This is a genomic window from Microbacterium sp. 69-10, assembly GCF_001897945.1.
Lineage (GTDB): Bacteria > Actinomycetota > Actinomycetes > Actinomycetales > Microbacteriaceae > Microbacterium.
This window is the reverse complement of sequence record NZ_MKRT01000018.1, coordinates 71,713-86,837: the sequence shown is the minus strand read 5'-3', so window position 1 is coordinate 86,837 and position 15,125 is coordinate 71,713. Positions and strand designations below refer to the sequence as shown.

Sequence of the window (15,125 nt, the reverse complement as noted above, 5' to 3'; positions counted from 1 at the left end):
GTGGACGAGCCGGTACACGGTCATCTTGGACACGCGCATGAGCTCGGCGACCTCGGCCACCGTCAGGAATCGAACGTCTTGGACATCGGGCATCCCCCGTACCCCTTTCTGCTGAAGCACAGCATATGGGGTACGTGCGACGACTGTAAACAGCTGTGGCAGATGTGAATACTGGGGCGCGCTCAGCTGCCGAGTCGCTTGAACGCGGACGCCACGACGTGCTTCGCCGACGCCGCGGCGCGACCCACCACCTCGGCTGCGTGCGCCGCGCCGTCCGGCAGTGGTGCGATCGGGAAGTCGATGTCGGGCGCCTGATCGCCGTAGGCGTCGACCAGGAACGGCACCAGCCAGTCGTCGACGGCCTCGAGAGGGGCGACGGACAGGCTGTAGAAGCGGCGCTGTCCGTCCTCCCGGACCGTGACCAGGTCGGACTCGCGCAGCACCTTGAGGTGCTTGCTGACGGTGGGCTGGCTGACGCCGAGCTCGCTGACGATCTCAGTGACGCTCGTGCCGGCATCGCTGTCCGTGGAGCGGCTCAGCAGGAGCTGGAGGATGTCACGCCTCGTGCCGTCCGCGATCACGTCGAAGATGTCCGTCATGCCATCAGGGTAGTCGGCGCGGGCACGGAGTACCATGCGAGCCCACGGAGTACCATGTCGGAAGCCCGGCGAACGGCGTCGTGCGCGCAGCAGGAGGGGGCTCGATGTCGGGCATGATGACGGCATCCTCTCCGCGACGGTCCGTGGGGGATGCCGCACGGCTGGTGAAGCACCTCATCACCTCGTCGCCCTCGCGCTTCGCCATCGTGATCTTCGCGGCGCTGATCCTGCTGTTCACCGGTCTCCTCTCCCTGCCGATCTCGTCCGCCGACGGGCACGTCACTCCGCTCAGCGACGCGCTGTTCACCGCGGTCTCGACGATCTGCGTGACGGGCCTGACCACGGTCGACATGAGCACCTACTGGTCTCCCTTCGGCCAGGTCGTCATCTTCATCGGCGTGAACATCGGCGGCCTCGGAGTGCTGACCCTGGCGTCGCTGATGGGCATGGTGATCTCCAAGAGGCTGGGCCTGAGCGCCAAGCTCATGGCCGCCGGTGACACCAACCCGCTGCGCGCGCACGGCGGTCCGGTCAACGAGAGCCAGACCGTGCGGCTCGGCGAGGTCGGCCAGCTGCTGACCACGGTCGCGCTCTCCGCCCTGATCATCGAAGTGGGCTTGGCGGTCCTTCTCTACCCGGCGATCGTGATGGCGGGCGTCGACCCCGTATCCGCGCTGTGGGAGGCACCATACTTCGCCGCGATGTCGTTCACCAACACCGGCTTCGCGCCGAACGCCGGCGGTGTGCTGGCTTTCAACGACGACTACCTGGTGCTGGTGCTGCTGATGGCGGGCGTGTTCCTGGGCAGCATCGGGTTCCCTGTCATCTACACGCTCGCCAAGCACACCTGGCACTTCAAGCGCTGGTCGCTGCACTCCAAGCTCACCCTCGTCACGACCGTGCTGCTGTTCTTCGCAGGGGCGGCGGTCTTCCTGCTTCTGGAGTACGACAACCCGCGCACCTTCGGGTCGATGGATGCGGCCGACACCACCGTGCAGGCGTTCTTCCTGTCGGCGATGACCCGCTCCGGCGGCTTCAACGCGATCGACATGTCGGACCTGAACGGCTCGTCGATGCTCGTGGCCTGCATGCTGATGTTCGTCGGCGGCGGATCGGCGTCGACGGCCGGCGGCATCAAGGTGACCACGCTCGCGGTGCTCGCGATCCCCGTGTGGTCGGAGGCGAAGGGCCGGCAGTCCGTCGAGGCCTTCGGACGGCGCATCCCCTCCGACGTGCAGCGGGTCGGCCTGTCGGTCGTGGCCTGGGGGGCGACGATCGTGGCCATCTCGACCGTCGCGATCACGCAGCTCACCAAGCTGCCGGTGATCGACGTGCTCTTCGACGTGATCTCCGCGTTCGGCACGGTCGGCCTCTCCTCCGGCGTCACGGAGGCTCTTCCGGACGCCGGCTCCTACATCCTCGCGGCGACCATCTTCATGGGGCGCATTGGTACAGTGACTCTCGCCGCGGCGGTCGCCGCGACGTCCCGTTCGCAGCTCTACTCGCTGCCCGTGGAAAGGCCGATCGTTGGTTGACGCTCGCAGTCGTTCCCGCCGAACGGGTCGGGAATGACGATGACGTCGGGGAGGCAGGTGATGTGCCTCCCCGACGTCAGTTCAGATCACTATGAATCCGCGGCTACGATTCCAGGCTCAGCTCCGAAGAGCCTGGCGAGTGCAACACCAGCTTCATTCCGCACCTCTGAGTAGACGACATAGGAGCGACCATACGCATGCTCAGCCGCCCAGCTCATCACCTCGTCGATATTCCGGGCAGCTTCGATACGCCATTCATCACTGTTCTCGTTCGCATCCCAGAAGTCAACGCGATACGCAGGGTCGTCGTCGATGTGATTGGCGTAGCGCGGATCGACCGAAGACGCACGCAACTTCAGATCGCCTTCCAGACAGTCTTCGTCTGCGAGCCGACCGTGGAGTACTTCCCATCCACGACGAAGTACCAGGTCGACGTCGCGCGCCAGTATCCCGTGCCTCGGCCACCATTCGAACCCGTCTTGGGCGTGTAGTACGTCTTCTCGGCCCCGTTGACAGTGATGGTCTGAGTCTGGTCACTTGTCGCTCGCTGACTGAACATGACATTCGTATTAGTCGAGCTTGCCGACGGCGCGAAGCTCAAGAGTCCCTGTGTCCGAACCTTCACCGACGCCAGGCCAGTTCCGGTGCACTTGAGTACTGTCTTGAAGATCGCTCCACCCGCACCCTTGGAGTAATGCGGGTCACGTACGGCGTTCGAACTCGTTGTACCTTTGCAGACAACCGCATACCCGCTGGCGGATGACCGCAGCGTGACAGTTTCGGTTGCGGACGAAGAATCCCCCGATGACAATGACGGCGTAGCCTCGGACGGCAGGAAGTCCTCTGGCGCAGTGCCGTATCCCTGTTGCTGGAGGATACGGGTCGCCTCTGAACCGGGGTCACTTCCAGGGTCCTCGGCGGCGTAGGCGGGCACCGCAGCGGTTGCCCCCGCTAGCACGACCGCGACTACGAACGACCACTGTCGCATTCTTCGACCTGCTTGCCGTGGCCCCGTACTCAACTTGAACATGAATCAATCCCCTCCGGATCTGCCCGTGCATTGCGCGCTGGCATTCGGGAGAGTAACACGACAACAGATCGCATCGTCCGTACACTGAGCAGCATGGTTGAGATGGTTCGCGGCGACGCGCCGGTGCTCGTGATCGGACTCGGGCGCTTCGGCGCCGCCTGCGCCGGGGAGCTCGATCGCCTCGACCGCGAGGTGATGGCGATCGACGAGGACCTCGGACTGGTGCAGAAGTGGTCCGAGCGCGTCACCCACACGGTGCAGGCGGATGCCCGCAACATCGACGCGCTGCGGCAGATCGGCGCGCAGGACTTCCAGGTGGCGGTGGTGGCCGTCGGCTCGCTGATCGAGGCATCCGTGCTGATCACCGCCAACCTCGTCGACCTGAAGGTGCCGCAGATCTGGGCGAAGGCCGTCTCCCAGTCGCACGGCAAGATCCTCGCGCGCGTCGGCGCCAACCACGTCATCTACCCCGAGCGCGAGGCCGGCGAGCGCGTCGCGCACCTGGTGAGCGGCCGGATGCTGGACTTCATCCGCTTCGACGACGACTTCGTGCTGGCCAAGATGTACCCGCCCAAGTTCATCCGCGGCGTCGGCCTGAACGAGTCCGGCGTGCGCACGAAGTACAAGGTGACCGTGGTCGGCGTGAAGAGCCCGGGCAAGCCGTTCCGGTACGCCGAGGCGAACACCGTGGTGACCAACCACGACCTCATCATCGTCTCGGGCACGAACAGCGATATCGAGCGCTTCGCGAGCCTCGACCGCTGAAACCTGAAAGGCTGTTCACATTCTGATCCGCACGGGTTAGAGTCGTGCCAGCACGCGGCGCAGATGCCGCGTCACGGCACGAAGGAGCGGCGATGAGCGCCTCCGACAGCACCCTCTTCGACGGCATCGCCGCTCGCGTCATCAGCACGCCGCGCCTCGCCACCCAGATCCTCGAGCGCGTCGGCGACGATGACTCCGCTCCCCCGCGTCGCACCGTGGTGCTCGTGCACGGCAACGTGTCCTCGGCGCTCTTCTGGCAGGAGATCATGCTGATGCTCCCCGCCGATCTGCGCGTGATCGCGGTCGACCTGCGCGGATTCGGCGGCAGCGGTTCTCAGCCCGTGGACGCCACCCGCGGTCTGCGCGACTACAGCGACGACATCGCCGAGCTGCTGTCCGAGCTGGGCATCGTCTCGGCGCACCTGGTGGGCTGGTCGATGGGCGGCGGCGTCGTCATGCAGTACGCGCTCGACCACCGCGTGGAGAGCCTCACGCTGCAGGCGCCGGTCTCGCCCTACGGCTTCGGCGGCACCCGCCGCGACGGCTCACGGCTGACGGACGACGACGCCGGATGCGGTGGCGGGGGCGCCAACCCCGACTTCGTGCAGCGCCTGCAGGATGCCGACGCCACCGCCGACGCGCAGGCCTCGCCGCGCAGCGTGTTCCGCTCCAGCTACGTGTCGGCAGGGTACTCGTCGCCGCATGAGGACATCTGGGTGGCATCCATGCTCAGCACTTCGACGGCGACGGGCAACTACCCCGGCGACGCGGTCGCGAGCGAGAACTGGCCCGGCTTCGCGGCGGGCGCGCACGGCGTGCTGAACACGATGGCTCCCCAGTACTTCAACACCTCCGGCATCGTCGACCTCGATGAGAAGCCGCCGGTGCTGTGGGTGCACGGCACGGCGGATGCCATCGTCTCCGACGCCTCGTTCTTCGACCTGAACCACCTCGGCGCCCTGGGGATCATCCCCGGGTGGCCCGGCGCCGACATCGCACCGGCGCAGGAGATGGTCTCGCAGACCCGCGACGTCCTCGACGCATATGCGGCGGACGGCGGGCGGGTCACCGAGCTGAACTGGGAGGGCGTGGGTCACTCCCCTCACCTGGAGCGCCCGCAGGAATTCTGCGCTGCTCTGGTCGCGCACATCGAGAGCGTCTGAGCGCAGCATCCGCTCGGCCTCGCCGTCGCGCAACTCCGCAGATCCGCACAACTCCGCACGCGGGGCGCGGATCTCTGCGGAGTTGCGCAGAACTGCGCGCCTGCGACCGGATGCTCAGGCGCCGGCGGCGAGCTCCTTCGCGCGGGCGAGCGCGGCGGCGGTCGCCCGCGCGAACATGTCGTCGAGGTGCGCGTCCTGCATCACCGCGACGGCGCGCTCGGTGGTCCCCTTGGGGCTGGTCACGCGCCGGCGCAGCTCGGCGGGGTCCTCGCCGGACGCCTCCAGCAGGGCTGCCGCGCCGATGAAGGTCTGCTCGGCCATGAGGCGGGCATCCGCCTCCGAGAAGCCCATCCCGGATGCCGCCTTCGTCAACTCCTCGATCAGGAGGAACACGTAGGCGGGCCCGGACCCCGAGACCGTCGAGAGCGGGTCGATCTGCGACTCGGGCACCTCGATCACCGCACCGACCGTCTCGAACAGCGCCCGCACGAGGGCCATGTCCTCCGCGGTCGCGGAGGCTCCGGCGGCGATGCCGGTCACGGCACGACTGACCGTCGCCGGCGTGTTCGGCATCGAGCGGATGCTGTGCGCTCCGGCACCCAGGACATCCGCGAACGTGTCCAGCGTCACGCCGGCCGCCAGGCTCACGACGATCGCGTCCTCACGCAGCACCGGGGCGATCTCGCGCAGCAGGTCGGGCACCATCACCGGCTTCACGCCGATCAGCACGATGCGCGCGGCTGCAGCGGCCTCCCGGTTGCCCGCCGGGTTCTCGGCCAGCGAGATGCTCCTCACCCCGGAGAGTCCGGCCAGGGCATCCGCCTTCTCGCGGGTGCGGTTCGTCGCGACGATGCCGCCGTCGACCGGGACTCCCGAGGCCACGACCCCCTGCAGGATCGCACCTCCCATCGAGCCGGCACCGAGGAACGCGAGGGAGGGGAGCGAATCGACCATGCCGCCATCCTACGAGCCGACGTCCTGCCGCCGGGCGTGTGCCCGGAACCGTCCTGCGCTCACGTCTTAGACTCGTGGCATGAGCGCATCCGGTGGCAGCAAGGCGATCATCGCGGCATTCCTGGCGAACATGGGCATCGCGCTGGCCAAGCTCGTCGCGTGGGCGCTCTCCGGCTCGGCGTCGATGCTCGCCGAGGCGATCCACTCGGTCGCCGATTCCGGCAACCAGCTGCTGCTCATGCTCGGTGGACGCAAGGCGAAGAAGGACGCGGATCGCGACCACCCCTTCGGCTACGGTCGCGAGCGCTACGTCTCGGCGTTCGTCGTGTCGATCGTGCTCTTCTCGCTCGGCGGTCTGTTCGCCGTGTACGAGGGCGTGCAGAAGATCGTCCACCCGCATGAGATCGACAAGACCTGGTGGTGGCTGCCTCTCGCCGTGCTCGTGATCTCGATCGCGCTGGAGTCGTACTCGCTGCGCACCGCGGTCAAGGAGAGCAACCAGGTGCGCGAGAAGGGCCAGTCCTGGATCTCGTTCGTGCGCCGCTCCAAGGCGCCGGAGCTGCCCGCGGTGCTGCTCGAGGACACCGGCGCGCTCACAGGTCTCGCCTTCGCCCTGCTGGGCGTGGGGCTGACGCTGATCACCGGCAACCCCCTCTTCGACGCGCTCGGCACTCTGATGATCGGTCTGCTGCTGGTCGCGATCGCGCTGATCCTGGGCGTGGAGACCAAGAGCCTGCTGGTCGGCGAGGGTGCGAACCGCGCGGACTACGACCGCATCGTGGATGCCATCTCGCGCGGTCCTGAGGTGGAGAAGCTCATCCACATCAAGACGCTCTACCTGGGGCCCGACGAGCTGATGGTCGCGGCGAAGATCGCGCTGACCGCGGACAAGTCGGTCCGCGACGCGGCATCCGACATCGATGAGATCGAGCGGCGGATCCGTTCCGCAGTTCCTGCGGCGCGGGTGATCTACCTGGAGCCGGACGTCTACCGTCCCGCCCTCGACCCGGAGCCGCCGACGGACACCTTCGTGCTGAAGTCCTCCGACTGACGGCGCCGTGATCGCTGATCTCCGCGCCGAGCTGGCGCGCACCGACCTGCCCCCGGTGACGGAGCGGAAGCTGCGCAACCTGCTGACGGTGCTGGAGAAGGATTCGCAGTCGCGCCTCGAGTCGCTCACGATGGTCGATCCGGGCCCGCACGCGGTGGTCTCGTTCGGGGACGTCGACCGCGCCGACCTCATCGTGTTCCTGCTGCACGGGATAGACACCGACCTCGCCCAGTTCCCGGAGTGGGCGGATGCCGCGCAGCGCATCTGCGCGGATGTGATCCGCTCCTGCGTGGTGCGCGGCGAGCCCCGGAACGTGGCGGTCATCGCCTGGTTCGCGTGGGACTCGGGCACGCACGTGTCGGCGCTGGCGACAAGGCACGCCACGGTCGGCGCCGCCCGGTTGGCCGTGGACATCGACCGTCTGGAGCCGCGTAACGCGCACGCGCACGTGGCGCTGGCGACCTACTCGTACTCGTCGACCCTGCTCGGCGAGCTGTTCGCGATGAGCCTCGGCGACGACGTGCGCACAGCCTTCTCGATCGCGTCGGCCGGCGTCACTCATGCCGCGGGCGTCGCACTTGCCGAGGCCATCGCCGCGGGGGATCTGGTGCTGTACGCGAGCGAGGGCGCGAACGACAGCATCGCCCCGCTGGGCCGGCTCGGGCAGCATCCGGTGGACCCGCGCGACATCCCCGGCGCGATCGTCTACGAGTGCGACGGCGGAGAGGCGCCCGCGGTCGGCGGCGGAACGACCATCGGAACGGCGGTCGAGGGGCACGCGTCGCAGACCGTCGTCGACGACCGCGGACGCCACATCGGCTACTACGACGAGAACGCGCAGGGCTATCTCACCCTGGTCGCGCGACTGGCGGATGCCGCGGTGGCGGTCGCCCCGCGCTGACGGCGAGCGCGTCGCGGATGTCGTCGCAGACCCCGCTTACTCACGTGGTCGGGGTTCCATATGGCCCCCTCCTGCACTCGGAGACAGCCATACGGGACCCGCAGACAACCACCCGATGACGCAGTGCACTTCGCCGGGTCCCATATGGCCCCCTCCTGCCTCCGGAGACAGCCATACGGGCCCCGGGGGTGAACGGCGTGGACGCGGCCTCAGCGGCGGGATTCGAAGAAGTCGCGCAGCAGGGCGGTGGCTTCGGCCGAGCGGATGCCACCGATCACCTCCGCGCGGTAGGGCAGGCGCCGGTCGCGCAGCAGGTCGTACATCGACCCGGCGGCACCCGCCTTGTCGTCCCACGCGCCGAACACGACTCGGCCGATGCGCGACTGCAGGATCGCGCCCGCGCACATCACGCAGGGCTCGAGGGTGACCACGAGGGTGTGGCCCTCGAGGTTCCAGCCACCGTGGACCTCGGCCGCGGCGCGCAGCGCGACGACCTCGGCATGACCTGTCGGGTCGTGGGTGACCTCGCGGACGTTGCGACCCTCGCCGACCATCGTCCCGGAGGCATCGAGCACGACGGCGCCCACCGGCACGTCGCCGCTCTCACCGGCCTCGGCTGCCAGCGCGAGCGCACGGCTCATCGCGGTGTCGAAGGCGGAGGTCATGCGGTCGAGCCTAGTGCGGCGCGCCGCCGGGGTCCCCGCATCCGGCCGCATCCGGCCGCGTCCGTCGACCGACGGATGCCGGGAGATCCCCCGCAGGGCGGATGCCTCGTACCGTCGCCCCGGCTAGCGTGAAGGCATGGAGATCAACCCGGCGCTGGTCGTCACGCTCACGACCCTTCCCGTGCTCATCGGCGTCCTCGCGGTCGCGCTCAACGCGAAGCGGCTCAACGCCGCGTGGCGCGAACGCCGCGAAGCCCGTTCCGCCGCGAAGGCGGCATCCCAGTAATCTGTATCCATGCGCGTTCATGTGGCCGATCACCCGCTCATCACTCACAAGCTCACGGTGCTGCGGGACGAGAGGACACCGTCGCCGGTGTTCCGCCAGCTCACCGAGGAGCTGGTCACCCTGCTCGCGTACGAGGCGACGCGCAGCGTGAAGGTCGCCCCGATCGAGATTCAGACCCCGGTCACGAAGACCACCGGCGTGAAGATCGCCGAGCCCCGTCCGATCGTCGTTCCGATCCTGCGCGCGGGCCTCGGGATGCTCGAGGGCCTCGTCAAGCTCATCCCCACGGCCGAGGTCGGATTCCTCGGCATGGTGCGCGATGAGACGACCTTCGAGCCCACCACCTATGCCGAGCGCCTGCCCGTCGACCTCAGCGACAGGCAGTGCTTCGCCATCGACCCGATGCTCGCCACCGGCGGCTCCCTGGGTGCGGCGATCCAGTTCCTGTTCGACCGCGGTGCGAAGGATGTCACCGCGATCTGCCTGCTGGGCACCCCGGAGGGCGTGGCCGCGATCGAGAAGCTCGTGGGCGACCGCGACGTGACCCTCGTGCTCGGCGCCCTGGATGAGCGCCTCAACGAGAAGGGCTACATCGTGCCCGGCCTCGGCGACGCGGGCGACCGCCTGTACGGCACCGTCTGAGCCCTCGCGCGCACTCGCCGATGACGCGGGTCAGACGTTCAGCACATAGGCGCGTTCGTCGCCGTAGTGCGTGAAACCGGCCCGGGCCAGGATCGGTGCCGACGTCGATACGCGGCCCTTCACGATCGCCGTGGTCGCACCGAGTTCGGCGCCGACCCGCAGTCGCTCGGCCAGCACAGCCCGGTAAGCGCCTCGTCCGCGCGCCTCCTGGAGCGTCGCAGCGCCCCACAGCCGCAGGAAGCCGTCGACGACGGTGCAGCCGCCGGTGCTGACTGCGGCTCCGCCCAGGCGGGCCAGCACCCGCACGCCCGTTCCGGACTCCAATCCCGCAGTGACCTCGGCGAGCTCGTCCTGCAGACCCGTCTCGTCGAGCGGATGCTGATCCCACACCGGCACGTTCACGGCATCCACCTCGCGCACCTGCTCGAGCGTCCGCACGACCTCCGCGGTGACGTCCGCCGGCACCTCGACCGTGAGACCGTCGATCGGCCTCGCGAACACCGCGACCGTGTCGACGTGCTCGGCGCCCCTGCGCTGCAGCTCCGCCTCGAGGTCCGGGCTGTCGGAGGCGTTGGTCCAGAACGTCAGCCTCGGCTCTCCCCAGGACCGGGTGCGTTCGACGGCATGGTCGAGCACTCCCGCAGCATCCAGTTCCGACTGCACCATCGAGGCCTTCACGCCGCCGCCGAACCGCGCCGGGTGGCGGACCAGCTGCAGTTCGGACCGCTCCTGGTCGCCGCCACGCGGGAACCAGACCCAGGCGGCCGAGGCCCGCATGATGTCGTCGAGGCTGTGCATGCTAGCAATCTAACATCTGGCGTCCGAGCGCTCAGTCGCGGTCGGCCCCGACCAGATGCGCGAAGGCGCTCAGTCGCGCGACGCCCTCGGGCGTCCAGGGCAGGTCGTCGAGCAGAGCCGGCGAGTGCACCAGGTAGGCGACGCTCTTGGCGCGGGAGATCGCGACGTTCAGGCGGTTCTGCAGCAGCAGGAACTCCGGCCCGCGCGGCGCGTCCCTGCCGCTGGACGCCGCCAGCGACGTGATCGAGACGACCGCCTCCTTGCCCTGAAAGTTGTCCACTGTGCCGACGGCCACTCCCCCGAAGCCTGCGGCGGCGAGCTCGTCGTGGATGAGCTGCTTCTGCGCGTTGTAGGGCGCCACCACGATGATGTCCGACTGGCCGAGGGGCCGCTGCGCGGCATCCTCCATCCCGTCCACGTATCCGCGGCCGATGAGGTCGCGCACGATGCGGACCACCTCGGCCGCCTCCTCGGGCGACTGCGTCGCATTGCCGCGGTGCCGCACGGGGACGACGTGCAGTCCCGGCTCGACGCCCTCGACGATGCGCCCCTCGGCACCGGGAGCCGAAGCGAGGCGTCCCGCGTAGGACAGCGTCGAGACGGGGGCTGCGACCTCCGGATGCATGCGCCAGGACTCGGCGAGGAAGTACCCGTATGCCGGATCGATGACCGAATCGCCGTCCATGACCCAGCCCAGTGCCGACGTGTTCACCGGCTCGGGGTGCGTGCCCTGGCTCACCTGCGGCAGCTGCTGCGGATCTCCGAGCAGCAGCAGGCGCTTCGCGCCTGCGGCGACCGCGATCGTGGAGGCCAGCGAGAACTGTCCGGCCTCGTCGATCACCAGCAGGTCGAGCCCCTTGCGGTCGACGCGTCGTGTGTTGCTGAAGTCCCAGGCGGTGCCGCCGACCACGGCCCCGCCCTGGGCGTGCTCGGCGAGGAAGGCGGCCATGCCGTCCTTGCGGATGACGGTGTAGGCCGCCGGGGCCTCCTCGTCCTTCGGCTTCTTCGCGACCTTCGACGCCGGAACCCCGTCCGCCACGACCCGCTCGAGCAGGTTCTCGACGATCGAGTGCGATTGCGCGACGACGCCGACGCGATAGCCGTGCTCGTTCACCAGCCGGGCGATGACCTGCGAGCCGGTGTAGGTCTTGCCCGTGCCCGGCGGGCCCTGCACGGCGAGATAGCTGTCGTCCAGGTCGAGGATGCCGCGCACGATCGCGTCGATGCGGTCGTCGCCGGCATCCGGCAGTCCCGCCCCCGACACGGTGCGCGGCGCGATCCTGCGCAGGATGTCGGTGGCCGCATCGGCGGGGAAGCCGGGGGTGGCGTGATGCACGCTCGCCGCCCAGTCCTCGATCGCACCCTGCTGGGTCGCCGCGTTCGGCGGAGCGGCGGGCGCGAGCGCGAGCGGCAGCTCGTCCCAGACCTGTCCGCCAACGGTGCGCTCGCGCACGACATAGCCGTCGTCGAGCACCTCGACGACCTCGACCTCGTGCGGCACGTGGATCACACGCGACGGCGCCTGCGCCGAGAACGGCGTCGGCACGGCGTACAGCGCGAACGGACGCCCGCCGACGCCGATCGTGCTGCCGGGTGCTACCTCGCCGCGCAGTCTCAGCAGGCGCGTCTGCACACGCTGCCCCTCGGCGACGCCCCAGTCCTCGTCGACGCCGCTGGAGGATGCGTCGATGCGCAGCACGTCGCGGGTGGACTCCCAGATCGAGACGGGCTCACGCAGCCGCTGGAAGTGCCCCTGCCAGAAGCTCTTGGCCTCGCGGGGGTGGTAGTCGATCGCCGCGGCGGCGACACGGAACTCTGCCCCGCCGCGCCCCTCCCGCTCGGCGTGCATCGCCTCGGCCTGCAGAGCCAGCGACAGCGGCGCGGGCTCGTAGGCGCGGGTCTCCGGGTCGTCGGGCGGCGCGGGCAGCACGCCCTCCTGACGTGCGAGGCCGATCAGCCAGTCGCGCAGCCGCCGCGTGGAGACGCAGTCGTAGCGGTTGTAGTCGGCGAGGTCGTCGAGGATGCTCTGCGCCTCGGCATCCTGTCCCGCCGCCGCCAGCGCCCGCGCCTGCACGTACTGGACGATCGAGTCGTCGCCCTTCTGCACGTCGCTGGTGCGCACCTCGGCGCCCATGTACAGCGGCTCGAGCTTCTTGATCGAGTAGGAGCGCGAGCCGATGCGCACCGAGCGCAGCACGATCGGATACAGATCGACGAACACGCCCTCGCGCAGCAGCCGGTCCACGTCCGCCTCGCCCACGCCGTGCCGCGCGGCCATGGCCGCGAGATGCGAGGTCTCGTAGGGCGCGTAGTGGTAGATGTGCAGGTCGGGGTGGGTCCGGCGACGCAGCTTCACGAACTCCAGGAAGTCGAGCAGCGCCTGCTTCTCGTCTGCGAAGGTGTGCGCCCACAGGGCGGAGTACTGCTCGTCGTTGTCGGTCCAGCCGAACAGGTAGTCGATGCCCCAGTGCGGCTTGTCGGCCGGCGAGGCGACCGGCTCGGTGTACAGCGGGTCGCCCTCGAAGTCGAAGAACAGGTCGCCGCGGCTCGGGCGCGGCATCATGCCGATCGCATTCGCCGAGACGAGCTCGAACGGCGGTGCCTCGCCGGGCTCGAGGGCGAGGCCGGCCTGCAGCCGGGCCTGCGCCCGCAGTGCGATGAACGTGTCGGTGTTCATCCCGTCGGGAGCAGCGGATGCCGCGGCCAGGTCGTCGATGGTGAGGATGCCCGCCGCGCGGAGGCGCTGACGCTGCACGGGACGCATGCGGGCGACCATGAGCAGGTCGCGGTGCGCGATCACCTGCTCCTCGCAGGTCGCGCAGCGCCCGCAGGCGGTGATCTGCAGGTCGCCGCGGTCGTCGCCCCAGGCGAGCGGAGCACCGGTCGCTCCCGTCTCGATCGCACGGTCGGCGATGATCGCCCTCAGCCGCGCCCGGCGCACGTGGAACAGGGGCAGCACGTCCTGGACGCGGTGGGTGCTGGTGGTCCCGTCGCCGAGGATCAGATCGACCTCATCGGAGCGCGGGATGCCGAGACGATCGAGCTGGTCGACATATGCCGCCAGCTGCATGAGCGCGGTCGCGCGTGCCGTGCGCGCGAGCTTGGAGTCCTGCACGCGCCAGCGCCCGTCGATCTCGTCGCGCTTGATGAAGTCGGCGAAGCCGACGAACTCGGGTGTCGAGAACGCGGCCTGGTAGACCACGGATGCCTCGGAGCGCAGCGCGCGGACGGTGTCGGAGATCACGGCATCCATCGCCTCGGCATCCGTCGACGACACCTTCGGCAGGGTGACCACTCCGGGACCGCCGTCGACCGACTCGCCGAGTCGGTCGATGTACCGGCCGAGCACCTGCTCCTCGTGACGGTCGCCGAGCCTCGCGGCGCGTTCGAGAGTGGCGTCCTCGGGCTCCTCCACCGCGGGAACGCGGCCGAGTTTGGCGTCGACGGCACGCGCCCAGGCGAATTCGCATTCCGCCGCGAGCTTCAGGTCGCTCGCACTCCAGACGACGCGATTCTCCGACGTGATGACCCGCACGATGTCCCTCTCCGTTGCCCCTCTTCGAGGTTATCGGCAGGGTCGGACATCGACCGACGGCCGGCCGCGCAGGCCTTCGCGGGTCCCGTTCGGCTGCCTCACCGGCGCTGAGGCAGCCATCTGGGACCCGAGAGCGAGAACCAGAGGGCGCCTACGACGTCACCGCCACCAGTCATCGCCCGGCGTCACCGGCAGGTGCCGCTTGTGCCGGGTGGCGAGGTACTTCGCCTCGATGAGCGACGACACCTCGGCAGGCACCTCTCGCCCCTCGAGGTAGTCGTCGATCTGCTCGTAGGTGAGGCCGAGCTCGTCCTCGTCGGGACGCCCGGGGACGCCGTCGAGCAGGTCGGCGGTGGGCACCTTCAGGTACAGCCGCTCGGGCGCCCCGAGGTGCTGCAGGATCGACCGCCCCTGCCGCTTGCTCAGCCCCGAGAGCGGCAGGATGTCGGCCGCTCCGTCGCCGAACTTCGTGTAGAAGCCGGTCACCGCCTCGGCCGCGTGATCGGTGCCGATCACCAGCAGCCCGTCATGACCGCCGAGCGCGTACTGCGTGACCATGCGCAGGCGGGCCTTGATGTTGCCGCGGTTGAAGTCGCTGATGCTCTCGCCGACGCCTTCCTCGAGGTCGCGCTCCAGCCCGTCCACACCGTGCTCGATGTTGATCGTCAGCGAACGGTCGGCTGCGATGAAGTCGATCGCGGCCTCGGCATCCGCAGCATCCGCCTGCACACGGTACGGGAGCCGCACGGCGACGAACGTCGCCTCGCCGCCGCCCGCCCGCACGCGTTCGACGGCGAGCTGCGCGAGCCGTCCGGCGAGCGTGGAGTCCTGGCCACCGGAGATGCCGAGCACGAAGCCCTTGGCTCTGGCGGCTTGGAGGTAGTCCACGAGGAATGCGATTCTCCTCTCCGCCTCGGCGGCGGGGTCGATCTCGGGCTTCACGCCCAGGTCTTCGGCGATCTGCTGCTGCAGGGTCACGGGGCCTCCTTCGTCGGGTTCCAGTCTCCCCCACTGCGAGAATGTATGCGTGAAACTTCTCGTCGCCGCCCTCGCCTCCGAACTGCAGGCCTTCCCTGCCGAGCTTCCCGGCTTCGACCGGCTCGTGACCGGGCCGGGCAAGCTGATGGCCGCCGTCGGACTGACCAGGGCGCTGGATGCGCACCTCGCGGACCAGTACGAGGAGATCGTCGTGGTCGGCACG

16 protein-coding genes are annotated in these 15,125 nt (G+C 69.2%); 8 read left to right on the top strand and 8 right to left on the bottom strand.

The window, feature by feature from the left end; translation table 11 throughout:
• Together BGN97_RS07290 and BGN97_RS07285 are read right to left on the bottom strand one after the other, a co-directional pair.
• Window positions 1–93, bottom strand: a 93-nt coding sequence (locus BGN97_RS07290) for a helix-turn-helix domain-containing protein (protein ID WP_292699600.1), incomplete at its 3' end; no start/stop codon positions are given.
• A gap of 89 nt (window positions 94–182) precedes the next feature.
• Window positions 183–599 (bottom strand): metalloregulator ArsR/SmtB family transcription factor, encoded by a 417-nt coding sequence (locus tag BGN97_RS07285; RefSeq protein ID WP_292699487.1) that lies wholly within the window; start codon window positions 597–599, stop codon window positions 183–185.
• Between the two features lie 104 nt (window positions 600–703).
• Between BGN97_RS07285 and BGN97_RS07280 the strand changes: the two genes are divergently transcribed.
• Entirely contained in the window at window positions 704–2,134 is a 1,431-nt protein-coding gene (locus BGN97_RS07280; RefSeq protein WP_292699484.1) for a potassium transporter TrkG, read from the top strand.
• Window positions 2,135–2,489: 355 nt separating this feature from the next.
• Here BGN97_RS07280 and BGN97_RS07275 read toward each other — a convergent pair whose 3' ends face one another.
• Entirely contained in the window at window positions 2,490–2,693 is a 204-nt protein-coding gene (locus tag BGN97_RS07275; RefSeq protein WP_292699481.1) for a hypothetical protein, read from the bottom strand.
• Between the two features lie 564 nt (window positions 2,694–3,257).
• Between BGN97_RS07275 and BGN97_RS07270 the strand changes: the two genes are divergently transcribed.
• Together BGN97_RS07270 and BGN97_RS07265 are read left to right on the top strand one after the other, a co-directional pair.
• Entirely contained in the window at window positions 3,258–3,929 is a 672-nt protein-coding gene (locus BGN97_RS07270; protein WP_285635110.1) for a TrkA family potassium uptake protein, read from the top strand.
• A gap of 92 nt (window positions 3,930–4,021) precedes the next feature.
• A complete protein-coding gene (locus tag BGN97_RS07265; protein WP_292699476.1) occupies window positions 4,022–5,092 on the top strand; it encodes an alpha/beta hydrolase in 1,071 nt (356 codons plus the stop codon).
• 114 nt (window positions 5,093–5,206) lie between these two features.
• Here the strand turns inward: BGN97_RS07265 and proC are convergent, their stop codons facing one another.
• Entirely contained in the window at window positions 5,207–6,046 is an 840-nt protein-coding gene (gene proC / locus BGN97_RS07260; RefSeq protein ID WP_292699474.1) for a pyrroline-5-carboxylate reductase, read from the bottom strand.
• 79 nt (window positions 6,047–6,125) lie between these two features.
• Here proC and BGN97_RS07255 point away from each other — a divergent pair, with 79 nt between their 5' ends.
• On the top strand, window positions 6,126–7,097 hold the full coding sequence (locus tag BGN97_RS07255; protein WP_292699470.1) for a cation diffusion facilitator family transporter: 972 nt from the start codon (window positions 6,126–6,128) through the stop codon (window positions 7,095–7,097).
• Between the two features lie 7 nt (window positions 7,098–7,104).
• Window positions 7,105–7,998, top strand: coding sequence for an alpha/beta hydrolase (locus tag BGN97_RS07250; RefSeq protein ID WP_292699468.1), 894 nt, complete (start codon window positions 7,105–7,107; stop codon window positions 7,996–7,998).
• Between the two features lie 209 nt (window positions 7,999–8,207).
• Here the strand turns inward: BGN97_RS07250 and BGN97_RS07245 are convergent, their stop codons facing one another.
• The gene (locus tag BGN97_RS07245) at window positions 8,208–8,663 is read right to left on the bottom strand and encodes a nucleoside deaminase (protein ID WP_292699466.1); all 456 of its coding nucleotides are present in this window, start codon (window positions 8,661–8,663) and stop codon (window positions 8,208–8,210) included.
• Between BGN97_RS07245 and BGN97_RS07240 the strand changes: the two genes are divergently transcribed.
• From BGN97_RS07240 to upp, 3 genes are read left to right on the top strand one after another with little or no spacing between them, the layout of a single operon-like run.
• On the top strand, window positions 8,662–8,790 hold the full coding sequence (locus tag BGN97_RS07240; RefSeq protein ID WP_292699464.1) for a hypothetical protein: 129 nt from the start codon (window positions 8,662–8,664) through the stop codon (window positions 8,788–8,790). The genes BGN97_RS07245 and BGN97_RS07240 overlap by 2 nt on opposite strands.
• 9 nt (window positions 8,791–8,799) lie before the next feature.
• On the top strand, window positions 8,800–8,949 hold the full coding sequence (locus BGN97_RS07235; RefSeq protein ID WP_292699461.1) for a hypothetical protein: 150 nt from the start codon (window positions 8,800–8,802) through the stop codon (window positions 8,947–8,949).
• Between the two features lie 9 nt (window positions 8,950–8,958).
• On the top strand, window positions 8,959–9,591 hold the full coding sequence (upp, locus tag BGN97_RS07230) for a uracil phosphoribosyltransferase (RefSeq protein ID WP_292699459.1): 633 nt from the start codon (window positions 8,959–8,961) through the stop codon (window positions 9,589–9,591).
• A 30-nt stretch (window positions 9,592–9,621) separates the two neighbouring features.
• Here upp and BGN97_RS07225 read toward each other — a convergent pair whose 3' ends face one another.
• From BGN97_RS07225 to nadE, 3 genes are all read right to left on the bottom strand, one after another.
• Window positions 9,622–10,389, bottom strand: a complete 768-nt coding sequence (locus BGN97_RS07225; protein WP_292699457.1) for a hypothetical protein — start codon at window positions 10,387–10,389, stop codon at window positions 9,622–9,624.
• A 31-nt stretch (window positions 10,390–10,420) separates the two neighbouring features.
• The gene (locus BGN97_RS07220) at window positions 10,421–13,924 is read right to left on the bottom strand and encodes a bifunctional RecB family nuclease/DEAD/DEAH box helicase (protein ID WP_292699454.1); all 3,504 of its coding nucleotides are present in this window, start codon (window positions 13,922–13,924) and stop codon (window positions 10,421–10,423) included.
• 159 nt (window positions 13,925–14,083) lie between these two features.
• Window positions 14,084–14,902 (bottom strand): ammonia-dependent NAD(+) synthetase, encoded by an 819-nt coding sequence (nadE, locus tag BGN97_RS07215; RefSeq protein WP_292699452.1) that lies wholly within the window; start codon window positions 14,900–14,902, stop codon window positions 14,084–14,086.
• Window positions 14,903–15,125 lie beyond the last annotated feature (223 nt).

Bases quoted from the DNA above. Each gene is read 5' to 3' on its own strand.
- BGN97_RS07235 (WP_292699461.1), top strand. From the start codon at position 8,800: ATGGAGATCAACCCGGCGCTGGTCGTCACGCTCACGACCCTTCCCGTG.
- BGN97_RS07265 (WP_292699476.1), top strand. From the start codon at position 4,022: ATGAGCGCCTCCGACAGCACCCTCTTCGACGGCATCGCCGCTCGCGTC.
- BGN97_RS07225 (WP_292699457.1), bottom strand. From the start codon at position 10,389: ATGCACAGCCTCGACGACATCATGCGGGCCTCGGCCGCCTGGGTCTGG.
- proC (WP_292699474.1), bottom strand. From the start codon at position 6,046: ATGGTCGATTCGCTCCCCTCCCTCGCGTTCCTCGGTGCCGGCTCGATG.
- BGN97_RS07275 (WP_292699481.1), bottom strand. From the start codon at position 2,693: ATGTTCAGTCAGCGAGCGACAAGTGACCAGACTCAGACCATCACTGTC.
- BGN97_RS07270 (WP_285635110.1), top strand. From the start codon at position 3,258: ATGGTTGAGATGGTTCGCGGCGACGCGCCGGTGCTCGTGATCGGACTC.
- BGN97_RS07280 (WP_292699484.1), top strand. From the start codon at position 704: ATGTCGGGCATGATGACGGCATCCTCTCCGCGACGGTCCGTGGGGGAT.
- BGN97_RS07285 (WP_292699487.1), bottom strand. From the start codon at position 599: ATGACGGACATCTTCGACGTGATCGCGGACGGCACGAGGCGTGACATC.
- BGN97_RS07245 (WP_292699466.1), bottom strand. From the start codon at position 8,663: ATGACCTCCGCCTTCGACACCGCGATGAGCCGTGCGCTCGCGCTGGCA.
- BGN97_RS07240 (WP_292699464.1), top strand. From the start codon at position 8,662: ATGCGGTCGAGCCTAGTGCGGCGCGCCGCCGGGGTCCCCGCATCCGGC.
- BGN97_RS07255 (WP_292699470.1), top strand. From the start codon at position 6,126: ATGAGCGCATCCGGTGGCAGCAAGGCGATCATCGCGGCATTCCTGGCG.
- upp (WP_292699459.1), top strand. From the start codon at position 8,959: ATGCGCGTTCATGTGGCCGATCACCCGCTCATCACTCACAAGCTCACG.